This is a genomic window from Pinibacter soli (genome assembly GCF_029961145.1).
Lineage (GTDB): Bacteria > Bacteroidota > Bacteroidia > Chitinophagales > Chitinophagaceae > Pinibacter > Pinibacter soli.
Window position 1 is genome coordinate 75,996 of record NZ_JASBRG010000007.1, and the last position, 17,583, is coordinate 93,578.

Below are 17,583 nucleotides of genomic sequence, written 5' to 3' on the forward strand. Positions count from 1 at the left end.
TAATTATTCTTTATTAATTATTAATTTAGTCGCCAAACGTGCCATTGTTCCTGCGTTCAAAGGCGCATCTTCAGGAACCTCCGTATGTTTTATGATCAGCACACTTGGTACATGTTCCAGCCAAACGCTTTTGCTGGCAACGAGTGAGTTCCAGCTTTCGTAGCTGATCAGCGTTAGGCTGAATTTTGACAATAAAGATTTATTGATGGTTCTGTCTGATGCCAGTTCGATAGAAGCAGGATATTCACTTTGTATTTCTGCAACTTCTTTGTCCCAGTACTCATTTTCATGCACATTGCTCAACGCATCCAGTACTACAAGTTTTGATTCGTTGTTTTGAATAAATTTCTTTGCATACCTGAGCAACGACGCGTCAGATGGATGGAACATTGGCATGAAAATATCTTTCGAGTTGCGGTAATCTTTGTCAATAAATACGCCGATGCTGCATTTCGCTTCTTCAATAAACGTCGTTGCCTTTTGATCGATCATATCATTGGTTGGCAACAATTGCGGCATCAGTTTTTTATCGCCAGTTATAGTCTTCAACAAATTTTCAGGATACAAAACTTTTGTCGCCTGGAATAAGCTACCAAGAAAAGTACCTTTCAGCAATGATTTCCCCGCATCGATCAGCATAAAATCATAATGCTCATCTTCAGTTATTTTAACGATCTCTTTCCGCACATCAATAACAGGTTGATAGCGTGTGTTAAGCTGAAGTTTCATCTTCTTTGCTTCTTCGCGTATGTGAGAAAAACTTTCCTTTTCAAACTCTTCGATCTGCGTGGTAGTGATATCAGGATTGTAGGTAAGATTGATAGCAGTAATGTGATTGTTCAATTGTTTTCTGCCCATGAGTTGCGACGCCAGTTGCAATAGTTTTCTGCCACTTTCTGCAGCATCAAAAGAGAGCAATATTTTGAAAGTCCTGGTATTGGCGACTGCCGGTCTTTTTGCTGCGTCTTTCCCTTTAAAGAACCAGTTGATAAGTTCCAGCGCCGGACCTGTCATGAACGTGGTTACGATGGCCATGATCACCATCATTGCAAACACTTGTGGTGAAAGAATGCCAAGGTCGTAACCGATGTTTAGTACCACAAGTTCCATCAGGCCGCGAGTGTTCATCAATGCACCTATTGAAAGACTGTCGCGCCAGCTTTGGCCCATGATGCGTGCCGCAAAGGTACTGCCTCCAAATTTTCCTGCAACAGCCACAAGCGTTATGCCTCCGCAAGCCAGCCACAATTCCGGTGTATTCAATAAACCAATTTGTGTACGCAAACCTGTTAGCACAAAGAACAATGGAAGAAGTAATACTATGCTGATATCCTCTACTTTATCGGTAACAATTTTTCTGAAATTAAAATTATCGGGCATGATCACTCCGGCAAGAAATGCACCGAATAATGCGTGTATGCCAATCACCTCTGTTGCATAGGCAGAGCCCAGCAGGATCATGAATACAAATGCCATCACGGCTTTGCTCACCATTTCGCGACCCGCATAAATACTTCCAAGCCTGTTTAGGAATGGTTTTAAAACCATTAACATGAACAGTACATAACCTACTGCCAGTGCGATCGTGTATAGCGCTGTTACAATTGTACCTGCCTTTACAATGGCGATCACGGCAGCCAGTATGCACCATGCTGTTACGTCGTCTGCAGCGGCACATGTAAGGGCCATTGAACCAAGTTTTGTTTTGGTTAAACCGCGTTCTTGTATAATACGTGCGAGCACAGGAAATGCAGTAATGCTCATCGCAATGCCGAGAAACAGTGCAAACGATAAAAATGAAATACTTGTTGGGGCAAACTGAGTGTACATTAAACACGCCAGTCCCATTCCAAGTGTATATGGAATGATGATGCTGGCATGACTGATTACAACCGCGTCTTTCGCCTGCTTCCGTACATGCTCGATATCGAGTTCCATTCCTATTACAAACATGAATAGCATCAAACCGATCTGGCTGAGAAAATTAAGATTGCCTAACGAAGCTGCGGGAAAAATAAATCCTGAAACGCCGGGAAAAAACAACCCAAGCACCGAAGGACCTAATACAATACCAGCTATGATTTCGCCAATTACTGCAGGTTGTCCAATTTTATTAAAGATGAATCCAAATACCCTTGCAACAACAACAATCGTGATGATTTGCAAAAGCAATATAGCGGAAGGATGCGTAAGACTATGCTGAAGTGAATCTGCAAACAAGCCAAAGCTATTTCCGGAAACGGGTTTGTGGGCATGATTCAATCCCGCTTTTTGAAGTTTGGATCCAAATTGCGCAATAAAATAAATCGCCGTACCACAGAAAGCCACGACCAATGTGTAAAACAACAGGCTCAATTTTCTCATAATCGACACGTGGGATAAAGTTTCTACCTCAAAATACTCTTCAATATTACTATTCATTTACCTAAATGTAAAATTGTAGTAATGAATTAATTGTTAGAAAACCTTCATTTACCATATGCTTATTAAGTCGTATACAAATTGAATGCATGTTGCTTGTCATCCCGACGAAGGAGGGATCTGGGTGCTTTTTTTATGTGGCATGTTGGCCAGTGTTAAACCCAGATCCCTCCTTCGTCGGGATGACAAGCAACCTTTCTTTACTGATTACGATCAGCAAGAATTGAGGATGTTGTTAAAAGAAAAAGCGGTTGAAGCTTAAACAGTCACAAGATCATCTTCCTTCACAACAACACTCGTCTTTGATGTCTTATTCCTACGTCCCCACCAAATGATAACGCCTGTTATCGGCAAACTTGTTGCAAGCAGGCAGGCAATGAAATAGAGTATTTTAGAGAACGTGCCGAAAATTTCACCTGTATGAATTGCTTTTGCAAGCGTAACGATCTTTTGTCCGGTTGTTTTTTCTGCAAAGCGTTCCACCTTTATCACCTGTGCAGTGTATTGATCAATCATCAATCGATCCGCTGCTGGAGACTCGAAGAAACCTTCTTTGTTTTTCTGCACCGTAATCACACCTTCGTTGTCTTTTGGAAGAAAAAATTTTGTGGTAAAATCACCGGCAAGTGTTTCATTTGATTTTGCCAAAGCTGTTGCAATACTGATGGCAGGCAAACTGTCTGTATTCACCGCTGACTTCATTTCATTCTCTTGTCCCTTCTTCACTGGATTAACGCCCAGTGCCTTTGAGAAACCAGCTTTGTACCAGTCGAATCCCATAACAGGTCCGGTGATGGCCATGATGGTAATAAACAGGAAAGTGTAAAAACCTATTGCTTTGTGAAGATCAAAATTGAAACGTTTTCCTGAGGCATTGCGTTTAACCACAAAACCTTGTTTCCATAAATGTTTTTTCTTCCAGCTTTTTATTTTAGCAGGAAACCACAACATCATTCCGGTAATCTGCAAAAGTATCATCAAAATAGCAGCCGTGCCGGTAATGGCGGCGCCTATATCATGATTGTCTATCAGCAACCATCTGTGAAACTGCATGACGAAAAGAAAGAATTTTGCCGATGGCGTTTGCGCATCTCCCAATATTTTTCCTGTGTAAGGGTCCACGAAAAAGTTTTTCATTTGAACCCTTTCATTGTTTTTTCTTTGCGGTCCGCCTCTTTCGTCCTTACCATTTTTGCCATCCGCTTTTGGTGGGGCAGATTGCATCTCGTTCATCTCCGCTTGTGGCTTGTTCTTCTTGTCTTCTTTGGGGCGTATTGAAAAGACCCAGGCTTCAGTATTGCTTTGCGGAATTTGAATCGCCGCAATGATCATTCCTTTTTTTTCATTTTCTACCAATACTTTCAACTGGTCTGGTGTCAATTTCACTGCGCCTTCTGTGGCTTTTATTGTAGTAAGATCACGGTCGAACCACTGTGTAATTTCTTTATTGAAAACATATACTGTTCCGGAAATGCAAATAAAGAATAGAAACAGGGCGCATGGAACGCCTACCCATAAATGTATCAGATGAATTACCCTGCGAAACGTCAATTTGTTTTTCATGCTATTATCCAAAATAAAAGCTACCGCATTTAACGGCAGCCTTTATCGTATTAAGTGAGTATTAAATTAAAATCTGTAAGCCACTGTGGCCATGAACTGTCTTGGAGGAATCGGGTTAATGCTATAGTTTTCATGCACATAGTAGTTCAATGTATTGGTGATGTTGGAAAGCTTTGCCAATACCGATATATGTTTGAATGTATAGCCCGCAGACAAATCAATGGTAGTGAAGCCACTAACAGGGATCAATCTTGATTTGGTATAAGAACCAGCTGGTTTAGAAGGATCTTTTGTGTCGTTCCAGCCGCCAAAGCGATCGCCGATATAAACAACCGTTGCGCCAACTTTAAATCCTTTCAATTTGCTGTCACGAGAGAAGTTATAGAACAGGCTACCATTTGCAGTGTTTGCCGGAGTGTTTACCAGTCTTTGACCTTCTACGTAGTTACCTTTTACATCTGGCGTTTTAGTGTAGCGCATATTGTTGTAGCTGTAACCTGCAATGATATCAAGACCTTTTAAAGGATGAGCTGTGATATCAAGTTCTACACCATCGCTGGTTGTTTCACCTGCCAGTACTTTGATGTTGGCGTTGCTGTTAGGTGTACCATCTGCAAGGAATGGCGCGGTTTGCGCAAGATTGTTATTTACGATTCTGTAAACCGTTACGTTCGCAGATAATTTACCGTTTAAGAAATCATTTTTTACACCTAGTTCATATTGGTTCACAATAGAAGGGTCCAATTGTTTGTAGTTAATATCAGTTCCGGTATTAACCACAAAATTGTTTGAATAACTCGCAAAGATCGAAGTATGCCCGAACGGTTTATACACGATACCTGCTCTTGGTGAAAACGCTTTATCCACTTTGTCGGAGCCCATTGTTTTCACATTCGTTGCAAACGTCAATGTATCTGGAGCTTTCGAATCCTGGTATGACCAGCGAACACCCACCAATACTTTTAATTTTGATGAAAGGCTGATCAAATCCTGCACGTAAGCGCCAAAGCGGTTAACAGGCTGGTGACCCAGCTTCAATGCTGTTGCCACTGGAATATCTGTACGTGGAGTGTATTTGGTGGCATCATAAATGTTGATGGTGTCATAGATACCACCTTTTACATTTGCAAGACTGTAAGTATAGTTCGATGTATAAAATCTATCCGCATCCACACCAGCTAACAATGTATGCTCAATGAAAGCTGTTTTGAATTTGCCCGTAAGGTCCACGGACGCAACATAGTAATCTTCTCTTGTGTACAATTTGTTGATTGGTCGGGGCAAATTACCATTTGCAGCAGCCTGCATTCTTTCTATAGAGTAGTAATCTCTTTTGTACATCTGGTAAGATCCGTTGGCAGTAATCGTCCAGCTATCATTCAACTGGTGTTTCAAAGAGAACCCTGCAGATGATTGTTCTGTTTTGGTATATTGCCAGTTTGTGCCGAGGAACCTGTTTCTTGGCAATTTAGCAATAGCAGAATCTGCTACTGAAGGAATGCCAAAATCAGGAGTGAAATTGTGGTGCAAATAATCTCCCTGAACCAATAATTCCGTGCGTTTGCCGAGTTTGAACAACATGGAAGGATTTACATAATAACGTTCGCTTTTTACCACATCGCGATAGCTTTTTGCATTTTCGTAAGTGCCATTTATGCGGAACGCAATTGTTTTGCTGATTGGTCCGTACACATCAAAAGATGGTTTGTACAAAGCGTTGCTTCCAACACGCATTGACACTTCACCACCTGTTTGGAATTTGGGTTGCTTGGTCACCATATTCAAAATGCCGCCCGGAGCAACGTTTCCGTACAGGATAGCCGCGCTGCCTTTCAATATTTCCACTCTTTCCAGAGAACTTACTTCCGGCATTGCGCCAGAGTTTACACGGGCACCATTTTTAAACATATTGTTGCTGCCGAAGCTGTAGCCGCGACTGGAAAAAGCTTCCTGCGTTGAACCTCTTGTAGTTGCCAGGTAAATGCCGTTTACGTTTTTCACCACATCGCTCAGGCGTTGTGATTGCTGATCTGTAATAATGTCTTTATTGATGATACTGATGCTCTGTGGAAGATCCATCGGATCAATTGGCGCTTTACCGATTGTCAGCGGTTTTGCATTGAGGCCCTTTCTTGCATTCACGATCACTTCATCCAGTTCTTTTGAAGTTTCTTTCAAAACAAAACTTGCTTCTGTGGTGGTTCCCGCTATTACCGCAACTTCTTTGGTTTGTGTTTGCAGTCCGGTATACGATACAACCAGCATATACTGGCCCACCTTTATATTGTGTAACGAAAAAGTGCCGTCTTCGTTTGAGATAGTTCCTTTTGAAGTTTCCTTAAGAACGATATTTACGTAAGCTGCCGGCTTTCCGTCTGTTGTTGTGATGTTTCCATTGATAGCGCCAGTCTGAACCATTGTTGTAATTGTGTCCGTCTGTGCGACTACCCCGATATTGCCTGTCTGTGCGATTCCATTAATTGTGCTGAATAAAACTGTTAGCAGTAGTAAATAGAGATATTTCACTTTGGTCAAATTTTATGCAAAAAAAGAACGAAGCAAACTTTAATTAGTGCCGGATCGGGAAAAACGGTTTACGGTATCGGGAAAAAGAGAAATAGCAATGTTCGATGAAAGATGTAAGATGTGCGAAATTCGTTGAGAACGAGCACGTTAATAACTATCGTACATCGTACTCCGTACATCATACGTCTTGCTTATCACGGTTGTGTTTTCTGTAGAAGATCTTGTTGAGCTACACCAAATGCCCTAAATTCACTTCATGCGCAAACTACTCTCCACCATACTGTTGCCCATTTTATCGATCGCGGCACAGGGACAATTATTGGGTGATTTCCAAAAGCAAAAATTTACCCATAAGGGCGATGTACTGCTGTACAGGGTTCAGTACCCGTTGAACAATGTACCATCTAAAAAATACCCGCTGGTGGTGGTGCTGCATGGATCCGGAGAAAAGGGAAATGACAATGAAGCACAGCTAAAATGGGGCGGCGATCTGTTTGCCAACCCGGCCAACCGGGAAAAATTTCCGGCCATTGTCGTATTCCCGCAATGCCCCTCAAACGAGTCCTGGGGACGGGTAGGAGGCCGCAAAGGAGGAGATTCTTCAAACCGCTTTACTTTCCTCTCAAACGAGCCAGTTGGTAAACCGCTGACGCTAGTGTTGGAATTGATCGACTCGTTAGTGGCGTCCGGAGTGGTCGACCGCAAACGCATTTATATCGGAGGTCTGTCAATGGGCGGTTTTGGCACGTTTGAAGCTTTGTGGCGCAGACCAAAATTATTTGCGGCAGCGTTTCCCATTTGCGGTGGTGGTGATACTAGTAAAGTTGATGCTTATGCGAAAAAATTTCCCATCCGCGTTTTTCATGGCAGCAATGATCCTGCCGTTGGTGTAAACTACTCCCGTTCCATGGTAGCCGCTTTGCAAAAAGCCGGTGCCAAAGTACAATACACAGAATATCCGGGCATTGGGCACGACAGCTGGAAAAATGCTTTTGCCGAACCGGACTTCCTGTCGTGGTTGTTTACGCAGAAGAAGTAAGAGATCGGCATGCAGATGACACTGATTTGGCTGATTTACACAGATTATTTTCAGTTGAGTAACTGAGCACAACTTCGCCTTTCCTTTCAATTATTCAGTTATTCAGTTACTCAGTTATTCAGCTGTTCATCCGTGTAAATCAGCTAAATCTGCGTCAGCCGCGTGCCGTTTTCTTTCTTTCATTATCTTAGTTGCGCAAACGTTAACACAAATCAAATATCGCCATTAAACGGACCGCATTGCATATGACTAAAAACACAATTGCAGCTTGTACTTTGTTGGGTACATTACTTTTTTCAAACACAATAGCCAGTGCACAGGAAGACCTGAAGTTGCATTACACATCTCCTGCAAAAGACTGGATGACTGAGGCTTTGCCGATGGGCAATGGTAGAATGGGAGCGATGATCTTTGGAGGTGTTGATCAGGAGCATCTGCAGTTCAATGAACAATCTTTATGGACTGGTGATGAAAAAGAAACGGGCGAGTACCAGGCATTCGGCGATCTCTACATTAATTTCAGCAATAAGGATGCTTTTGCAAACTATAGCCGCGATTTGGAAATCAGCAGTTCAATTCATCGCATTTCCTATGTACAAAACGATGTGCTATTTAACCGCGAATATTTTTGCAGCTTTCCCGACAAAGTAATGGTGCTGCGGTTTACAGCCAATAAGCAAAATGCTTACAACTGTAAAATAAGATTGACAGATATGCACAAGGCGACTTTCAGTGCAAGCAATGATCATATCGCATCAAGTGGAGGGCTCTCAAATAATTTATTGTATGGCGCTGATGTTTATGTAAAAACAGAAGGAGGCCAAACAAAATTGATGCAGGACACTGCTGGTTACTTTATCTCTGTTAGCAATGCAAACAATCTTACGATATATCTCACTGCAACTACTAATTATTTACAGGACAGCAAAAAAGGATGGCGCACGGCAGGTTTGGCACGCTCATCAAAACCTGCGTTTCTGCAAAAAACATATGAGCAGCTGAAGGCCGCACACATAAAAGATTACAAAGCCCTGTTTGATCGTGTACAAATTGATTTGGGTAGTACGGATGCTGCAACCTTGCAACAGTCAACCGACAAGAGAATTCTTGCGTATAAGAAAAATCAAGATCATCAACTAGAAGGGTTGTTGTTTCAATATGGCCGTTATTTATTGATCAGTTCTTCACGCAAAGGCGGCTTGCCTGCCAACTTGCAGGGTCTTTGGAACAACAGCAACACACCGCCATGGCGCAGCGATTACCACTCCAATATCAACATACAAATGAATTACTGGTTGGCAGAACCAACTAATCTTTCAGAATTGCACTTGCCATTCCTTGACTATATCAACAGCATTCGTGATGTTCGCAAAAAAGCAACAAGTGATTACTACAAAGGCGTTCGCGGGTGGACAGTGCAAACGGAAAACAATATATACGGAGGCTCAGGCTGGAAATGGAACCCGCCGGGAAGCGCATGGTATGGGCAACATCTGTGGGAACATTATGACTTCACGATGGACAAAGCATACCTCAAAACATTTGCGTATCCAATCTTAAAAGAGATTTGTGAGTTTTGGGAAGATCATTTAAAACGCAGGCCGGACGGCACTTTGGTGACACCTGACGGCTGGTCGCCTGAGCAGGGCCCGGAAGAAGAAGGTGTGACTTATGACCAGGAGATTATTTACGATCTCTTCACCAATTATATTGCGGCAGCAGATACATTGAAAGTTGATGCCTCATATCGTCAGCATGTATATGAAATGAGAGAGAAATTGTTGAAACCTAAAATAGGCAAGTGGGGACAGATCCAGGAGTGGGAAACAGACAGGGATGATTCGACCAATCGTCACAGGCATGCTTCGCATTTATTTGCATTACATCCGGGAAAACAAATTACACCAGAAACGTCAGCGCTTTTCAACGCTGCAAGAGTTAGTCTGAATGCAAGAGGCGATTTGGCAACGGGTTGGTCTATGGCCTGGAAAATAAATTTTTGGGCCCGGCTGCTGGATGGCAATCACGCATATAAAATTCTGCAAAATTTCATCACGTTAGTAGGTGGTGCAAACATCAATTACAAGGAAGGCGGCGGTATTTATCCCAATCTTTTTTGTGCGCACCCACCATTTCAAATGGATGGAAATTTTGGCTACACAGCGGCAGTGGCAGAAATGTTATTGCAAAGCCAATCAAACGCGATTCGATTGTTGCCAGCATTGCCGGACGCATGGCCAACTGGCTTTGTGAAAGGCTTGCGTGCTCGCGGTGGTTTTGAACTTTCTTTTAATTGGAAGAGCGCGAAAGTGCAAACAATCAATATCGTTTCGACAAGTGGCTTGCCTTGTAAGATTTTATTGAATGATAAATTCTCGATAAAAGATAGGAATGGTAAAACAGTGAAGTACAAAAAAGGAGAGGATGGCGCAATGGAATTTGCAACCGTGAAAAATGGAGTTTATACGATTGAGGTGATTTGATATTCGTTTCGGGACATCGTAGAGACGCATTGCATGCGTCTGCGCAACACCATAACGTTTGTAGTGTTTGATCGGACCGCCTACATATAAGAGAAAGACGCCTTCAAGGCGTCTTTCTCTTATTATTTGTCAGCTTTCCTTACTGCGGCTTACTAACCTATTCTACCATCAGCGACTTTATAATTGTTTGTTTGCCATCACTCCACACGATCTTATACGTTCCTGCAGCAACACCTTGTAAGTTGATTATTGTTTGAGTAGAACCTTTCTCCATTTTTACAACTTTTACAACGCGTCCGCCTAGATCAATCAGTTTTACCTGGTTGTTTTCTTTGGCTTCAGGATGGGCAATCGTTACTTTACCTCTTGCCGGATTTGGATATACAACCAACAAATTGTCAGTCACACCAAATGTCTTAACCACCTTGCTCAGGCTGAATTTTCCATCGTTGTCCACCATCTTTAGTCGATAGTATGCGGTCGCTGAATTGCCTGCAGGATCATTGTAACTGTAAGAATTTTCACCCGCATGCGATTGTGATTTTATTGTTGCGATGAGGTTGAATGCTGCGCCATCATTGCTTTTCATGACATCAAAATGATCTACGTTTTTCTCGTCAGCCGTCTTCCAGTTTAGCATAACATTGCTTTCTTTTTGTTGTGCACTTAACGATAGTAGTTTTAAAGGCAAAATAGCACTACCCATTGAAGCAACAAAGAAACCGCTGAAGCCATTTACTTCGAAGGTTACTTCCCACATTTGCGTAGTTGCATTCCAAACGATATTATTATCATCCGGGTTGATTTCAATGCCAACGCCATCATAAGTGCCGGGTTTGCTGGTGGCACTGAATCCGTGATATTGATATACTCTCAGGTTTGCTTTATTCGCAATGTCTGCCGGACCGGTAGGCAGATCGAAGCCGTGATCCGGTACCTGGTTGTAGTTGTCGAATTCATACTGGAAGAAATACAGCGTGACAAGAGCCGTTGAAGTAGACGGATTATTTATCGGCTCAATATCGTAGTGTCTTTGCACGTATGGGTTGCCGTTATATTCCTGCACAGCGGAGTCTACAGTTATTTTTGTATTTACAGCGCCGCTAACCGGGTTGGTTCCGGATGCGGCAACAAGGGGTTGTAAGGGATCTTTGTAATCAAACAATGCGCCTGACCATCCATACACGCGCCTGTCGTTGCCTACACCGAGCTTTCCCTTGCACGTAGTGTCTATCACAGCTGTCAGCACAGAGTCAGAAATAATTTTGAAAGATGAAGCGTGTTTTAAATCCGATGTTACATCGGGAAGGAAGTCAACGTATTTTGCGTAATTAAAATACCTTCCTTTCACTGTAACAACCGTTCCTACGCTGCCTGTGGAAGGGCTGAACGAATTGACCTGCGGTGTGGGTGAGTAGAAATTGAGCCCGTAGCTTACACTGCCGTTAGGGGTTGTTACAATAAGTTGGGCCGCACCCGGAATACCTGTGCCAACAAAAACATGAATCAAACCCAGTGAATAAACCTTTATTGATTTAACAGGTGCCCCACCGATCGTAACAGTCGTTGCATAGCCAACATTATTTCCGCTGATAATCAACTCAAGATCTTCTGTCACAGAATTTTGATTAACCGATGAAATGATGGGAGGACCTGGCGCGTAAACAAAGCCAGCTACTGAATCTATCCCGAGCGGGCTAAACACGGCGATGTATCCTGAACTGCCATAATCAACCTGTGCCTGTATCTGATTTCTTGAGATAACCTGGAAGCCCGCAGCAGCTGTGCCCCCGAACTTAACCTGGTTAACACGGGCAAAATAATCTCCCGTGATGGTGATAACAGTTCCTTTACCTCCTGCAAGAGCAGATACCGACGCAATTTTAGGTGGTGGTGAGCTGAACGTAAAACCGCTGCGCGATGCCTGGCCCGCCGGTGTAGTAACCAGCACATCACCGTCGTTTCCGTCACCTAAGATTGCGGTGATTTGTGTGTCGCTGTTTACCTGGAACGAGGCTGCGGGCTGACCACCAAAGGTAACCGCGGTCGTTGCTGATAAGTTGGTTCCGGTTATAACAATTGGGTCGCCAATCTTTGCGACGAAAGGACTAAACGTTGTGATAGTGGGCGGTGGCGGCGCCAGGTAAATAAAACCGGTGGCTGTGGCTGTGTTGTAAGCTGACTTTACAACAATACTTCCGCTTTTGCCGGTGTCTATTACTGCTGTTATTTGTGTAGGGGAAACAACTTCAAAAGATTTTGCATTGAGTCCACCGAAGCTGACTTCATTAACATTCACGAAGTTGGTTCCAGTTATTACGACCGTGCCTCCCGGCTTTGATGAGGTGGGGCTAAACGATGTGATGGTGGTTTGCGGTGTGATATAGCCGAAGCCTGCCAGATTTGCGGTATTGCTTACGGTTTGTACGGTCACTGCGCCACTCGCGCCTGTGTCGACGATGGCGGAAATCAAAGTGCTGGAACTTACTGTGAAACTTTTTGCCGCCACATTTCCAAAGAAAACTTGTTGAACATTAACGAAACCGGTGCCATAAATGTAAACTACGTCATTGTTTTTGGCATATGTTGGGGTGAAACTATTAATTACTGCATTTGGCAGCGCATACACAAAACTGCCTCCCGAATCGGTACCATATGGGGTGGTTACTTTTACAGATCCACTTGCGCCATTGTCCACATAGGCATTGATTTGCCCGGCATTCAGGACTGTAAAACTTTTCGCAGGCGCACCTCCAAAGGTCACTGCACTTGCATTGGTGAAATTGCTGCCATAAACCTTGATCAGGTCGCCGGTGTAACCGGTTGATGGGGAGATTTGTGTGACAGAAGGAGCGGCGATAAATGTGAAATTCATCGAGGTGTCACCACTGTAGGCTCCTTTGATAACAACAGCACCCTGTGCTCCATTTCCCAACACCGCATCAATTTGAGTGGAAGATAGTACCTGGAACGATGCCGCGGCCTGACCCCCAAATGAAACGGCACTTACATAATCCAGGTCAGTGCCCGTAATCGTGATGTGATCGCCTGGCCTTCCCGTTGTTGGAGCAATGGATGTTATTTTGGTATTAACAAAAGTGAAACCGGCCAGAGATACAATATTTGCACCGGAACTAACTGTTACACTGCCGCTCGTACACTGAGAACCAACAAAGGCCCATATCTCCGTATCAGAATCAACGTGCCATCCGCTTGCGATTCCGCTTCCAAATGCTACACCCGTTGCACCTGTAAATCCGCTTCCCCTGATGGTTATGAGTGTTCCTGGTGTCGCCGTCATAGGGGAAAACGAAGTGATTACAGGAATGCCCCGCGGATGCGAATTTGCGAAGGCTTTTAGGGAAACAAATGAAAATACGACAAAGAACAAAAGGCTGACAATTCTTTTTGTCAAATGAATAAGGTTGAAATTTTTCATCGAACGGGGTAATTATTTACAGTAAAAAATCGGCAAGGGGAACGAATCAGGTAAAAGCGACGATGGGAGTTTTCGAAAGGATATATTGACTAACAGTGATGGATAATCTAAGCGACGAAGTTAATACAGATTTTTTAAAAAATATATTGCCTTTGAAGAAAATCATGATAGCTTAATGGAAGGAAAGTAAATGCCATTTTTAAAAGATCAACCAAAACCGGTTCATGTAGAGATGCATGATAATGCGTCTCCGGTGCTTCACGCGAACGCATCATTGACTATTATTGGAGGACACCCAAAAAAAGAGAGACGCATGATCAGGCGTCTCTACGGGTCGCTAATTAATTATTGTAGTTCACCATCCACTTCACACCAAACTTGTCAGTAAACTCACCGAAGTAAGCGCCGAAAAACATATCCTGCAAAGGCATGGTAACTATGCCACCTTCAGATAAAGAATCGAATAATCTTTTGGCTTCTTCCCGTGATTCCGGCTCAAGGCAAATGTGTGCATTGTTGCCAAAGTTTAGTTGAAACCCCATTTCCTTCGGTGCATCAGTTCCCATCAGTACGTGGCCGCCGAGAATAGGGAGTTCTATGTGAAGGATCATCTTTTTGATGTTGTCGGGGATATTCGGATGGTCAGCATCTTGAGGAATATCGCTGAAACGTTGAACGCCTTTTCCGCCAAATTCAGTTTTGAAAACCGATTGATAGAATTTAAATGCTTCGTATGTATTGCCATCAAAATTCAGATAGGTACAAACTCTTGCTTTTGTATCCGTTTTTGCAGCTTTTCTTAATTTAAACCCGGCTTCGAGGTATTTGTCAAGTTGATCAAATGTTTTGTTGAAACCACCGTTGACATTGGATTTCATTGATTGGAAGAATTCATATTCTTCTTCTGTATTGTTGATAGGATAACCAACCAGCGAGATAGTTGTTTTATTATCTTTTTCAGTAAATGTTATTCGATTAAAAATTTCCAGCGGCCATCTTTCATCAAAATCGGCTCTCACAATTTCACCTTTCTCATTTGAAAATGAGTTTGTGAATTCAAGCAGGTCGGGTCTTTGAATATGACCGTACACAAATCTGCCCCACATCGTGTGTCCGCCGTTTTCCATTTTATAATGAAAAACTCCTTTGGGCCTGAAATCAAATTTCACGACGGTCGTTTTAAATTCGATAGGTCCCCACCATGCCGCCATTGCTTCTGGGGTTGCGAAAGCGTCAAATACCAACTCTTTCGGCGCGTCAAATTCGCGTACGATTGCGAGTACTTCGCGTTGTGTTGCTTGATTGGTCTTTGTCATTTTGAATTGTTTTTAGTTTTATTCTTTAATTGAATATTATGCAGGTATTTATCGAGAGCATTGAATTTCTCGTTCCAGAATTGCTTGTATTGATCCACCCAGGCAGACACTTCAACAAGCTTATCAAGTTTGGCTTCGCAATATCTTTCCCTGCCTTGTTTTTTGATAACGATCATTCCGCATTCTGTCAGGATCTTAATGTGCTGAGAAATAGCCGGACGGCTGATGTCAAAATTCTCTGCGATCGCATTCAGGTTCATTGATTGCTTTGCGACCAGGCTGATGATCTGACGCCTTGTTGGATCGGCAATTGCCTGGAATACATCTCTTCTTGCTTCTATAGACATAATGTGTAAGTAAATGCTTACGCAAATATACGTAAGTATTTGCTTACAGAATAAAAAAAATAGAAATTAAGGATTCAATGTCGTTTGGTTAAGGTGTTTGAAAAAACAAAAGCATCTCGCTTGTCATCCCGAGGAATGAGGGATCTGGGCCTAACACTAACGAACACTTTGCGTAAACAATCAAGCAGATCCCTCCTTCGTCGGGATGACAAGCAGTATTTCTTTCCTGGACATGGCAACTAAGTAATTGAAAAGTTGCTTAACTAAACGACATTGAATTAAGGATTAGGAATTAGTGTAGGACTCAACACTCACCAAATAGAAAATGACATTTCCGTATTTATCTTCCAATTCCTGATTCCTAGTTCTGATCTAGCGTTTCACGCTTGAACTATTGTCCTCGATCGCCTCGCCAATCGCAATGATCAGGTCGTCAGATTTATTATTGCTGTCAACCCATGAAGATTCGTCGTTTATGAGGGTTGGCTTTATTGTAGCTTTGTCAAGATATACTTTTCCTGTTTCATCATTTCTAACGTTTGTCACTTCATACCCACCATCTTTCTCTTCATAATCGGCTTTCAGATAATCATCTTCATACTTGAATAAAATCTGCATCTTCATACAATAAGTTTACTGGTTCGTCTGCAATTTTGATACCCGCGAAATTCTTTGACGCGACAGTGATATTCAGCTTTTTTTTATTAACTTGTTAGTACTAAGTTCCGACAAAGCCGCCAATCCTGGCTTCCCCAATTTATCTTCTTTGCCGGGCTTCAGTGGACTACACAGTAAACAATGTGGAAATAATTTCTCCGATCACGTGACTTTGTGTGGCATGTGTGCGGCACAAAGAATGAAGATGAAATTCCTGGCAGGAACATCATTGAATGGTGTCTTGATTTTTTTCGTACCGCGTTAAATCAAATTTGACTGCATCTTCTTTAATCGACCATGAGGAAAAGTGCTTTAATTAAAAGATTCATTGAAGGCCCTGATGCCACGCAATACAGAAATCTGCAATGACAAGGCACACTCACTTCTACACAAGATTATAACCGAAGGCGGAAAAACAATTTAATAGAAATGCTGTAAACGAGACTCTGCGTGCATTTTTCAATCATGAAAAATTTCGTGCAGTGGCGGCAATGTAACTATTTAAACATATAGTATGAAACACGTGTTATTAAAATCAAATCAAAAACCTTTAATTATGAGAACTCTTTATTCATCGATGCTTGCAACGGTGGTTTGCGCATTGCTTACCACCGGCTGCCAAAAGGATTACAAAAGTGATGAGGCAGCCCAACCGGCTCAAAGCAATTCCGCTGCTAAAACAAAGACAACAACTCCGGCTGATGTGGCTGCAACACTGGCTAAACTCAGGGCAACACTGCCTGCCAATTTCGAAAGCAGATCGAATAGTATTAAAGCCGACCTGCTTGCGAAAGTTAACCCTGAGTATAAGTATACTGTGTTGAATGCCCTCAAGCTTACAGAAACAACTTGTGACGACAACACTTTGGTTACTCAATGGTTGAACCTACAACTAGCCGACTGGAGCTACGAAATTATTTTCTATGCGTCTCTTACAGGAATGCTTGACTTTCCTACTTACGATGCATTGCTTTTTGAGAACACAGAGAGTGGCCAGCAATTTGGTATCAATGGAGAGTACTCGCACCGCATCACCAAAACGATGAAGGATTTGAAACGTTTCTGGGACATTCAATCTTCCCAGATAATTGTAGTACCGATGCATGGAAGTATGTTACAGAATAGAGACAAAGTGATCAGGATCGATATGATTCTTTACGGCGATTCAGAAATTGGTGCAGAATATTGGGCAGATGTAATAGCAGAATTACTCCAGGGAATTCCTCAGTACAGAAACGGCAACCATCCCATTTTTACTTTCAACGCATTTGCTCAAGGCTCGTTTGATTTTCCACCATTTGGTGTAGTGCCTGATAAAATTGTAATGGGCGATGGCATCCTGGATTCCTATGCTGCTATCGGCTATGGTGACGTTGCTCCTCAGGCGATACTCGCTCATGAGTTTGGCCACCATGTGCAATTTCAAAGAGGTGTATTTGGTAACGTGTCTTCACCGGAAGCAACAAGAAGAACAGAGTTAATGGCAGATGCGATGTCTGCATATTTTCTTTCCAGCGCAAGAGGAGCTTCAATGCAGTGGAAAAGAGTTAAAGAATTTTTGCAGGTGTTCTTTAATATCGGCGACTGTTCATTTACCAGCATCAATCACCACGGTACGCCAACACAAAGAATGGCGGCTGCAGAGTTTGGCTATCAAACAGCGAACAATGCACAAAAACAAGGTCATATTATGAGCGCTAATGACTTTATTGCTTTGTTTGACGCTGCATTGCCGGGAATTGTAAGTCAATAAGTGAAAGTTGAAAGTTGAAAATGATGGCGTTTGATTACG

At 42.6% G+C, this 17,583-nt stretch carries 10 protein-coding genes; 3 read left to right on the forward strand and 7 right to left on the reverse strand.

Translation table 11 applies throughout. The annotated features are described in order from the left end of the window. Window positions 1–3: 3 nt before the first annotated feature. The 3 genes from QJ048_RS11360 to QJ048_RS11370 all read right to left on the reverse strand — a co-directional run bounded on the left by QJ048_RS11360 (window position 4) and on the right by QJ048_RS11370 (window position 6,510). Entirely contained in the window at window positions 4–2,421 is a 2,418-nt protein-coding gene (locus QJ048_RS11360; protein WP_282334471.1) for a cation:proton antiporter, read from the reverse strand. A 258-nt stretch (window positions 2,422–2,679) separates the two neighbouring features. Next, on the reverse strand, window positions 2,680–3,984 hold the full coding sequence (locus QJ048_RS11365) for a PepSY-associated TM helix domain-containing protein (protein WP_282334472.1): 1,305 nt from the start codon (window positions 3,982–3,984) through the stop codon (window positions 2,680–2,682). Window positions 3,985–4,050: 66 nt separating this feature from the next. Continuing rightward, window positions 4,051–6,510, reverse strand: a complete 2,460-nt coding sequence (locus QJ048_RS11370; RefSeq protein ID WP_282334473.1) for a TonB-dependent receptor — start codon at window positions 6,508–6,510, stop codon at window positions 4,051–4,053. 256 nt (window positions 6,511–6,766) lie between these two features. On the opposite strand from QJ048_RS11370, the gene QJ048_RS11375 reads away from it, so the two are divergent. Further along, entirely contained in the window at window positions 6,767–7,549 is a 783-nt protein-coding gene (locus QJ048_RS11375) for a carboxylesterase family protein (protein ID WP_282334474.1), read from the forward strand. 245 nt (window positions 7,550–7,794) lie between these two features. Then, entirely contained in the window at window positions 7,795–10,032 is a 2,238-nt protein-coding gene (locus tag QJ048_RS11380) for a glycoside hydrolase family 95 protein (RefSeq protein ID WP_282334475.1), read from the forward strand. A 157-nt stretch (window positions 10,033–10,189) separates the two neighbouring features. Here QJ048_RS11380 and QJ048_RS11385 read toward each other — a convergent pair whose 3' ends face one another. The 4 genes from QJ048_RS11385 to QJ048_RS11400 form a co-directional block, all read right to left on the reverse strand. Further along, complete coding sequence (locus QJ048_RS11385; protein ID WP_282334476.1) at window positions 10,190–13,447, reverse strand: T9SS type A sorting domain-containing protein; 3,258 nt, start codon at window positions 13,445–13,447, stop codon at window positions 10,190–10,192. 365 nt (window positions 13,448–13,812) lie between these two features. Then, the gene (locus QJ048_RS11390) at window positions 13,813–14,787 is read right to left on the reverse strand and encodes an SRPBCC domain-containing protein (RefSeq protein ID WP_282334477.1); all 975 of its coding nucleotides are present in this window, start codon (window positions 14,785–14,787) and stop codon (window positions 13,813–13,815) included. Then, on the reverse strand, window positions 14,784–15,134 hold the full coding sequence (locus QJ048_RS11395) for an ArsR/SmtB family transcription factor (protein ID WP_282334478.1): 351 nt from the start codon (window positions 15,132–15,134) through the stop codon (window positions 14,784–14,786). The genes QJ048_RS11390 and QJ048_RS11395 overlap by 4 nt, the downstream gene beginning before the upstream one ends. Window positions 15,135–15,506: 372 nt before the next feature. Then, window positions 15,507–15,758 (reverse strand): hypothetical protein, encoded by a 252-nt coding sequence (locus tag QJ048_RS11400; protein WP_282334479.1) that lies wholly within the window; start codon window positions 15,756–15,758, stop codon window positions 15,507–15,509. Between the two features lie 589 nt (window positions 15,759–16,347). Here QJ048_RS11400 and QJ048_RS11405 point away from each other — a divergent pair. Next, window positions 16,348–17,544 carry a neutral zinc metallopeptidase gene (locus QJ048_RS11405; protein WP_282334480.1) on the forward strand — a complete coding sequence of 399 codons (1,197 nt, stop codon included), beginning with the start codon at window positions 16,348–16,350 and terminating at the stop codon, window positions 17,542–17,544. The last annotated feature ends 39 nt before the right edge of the window (window positions 17,545–17,583 follow it).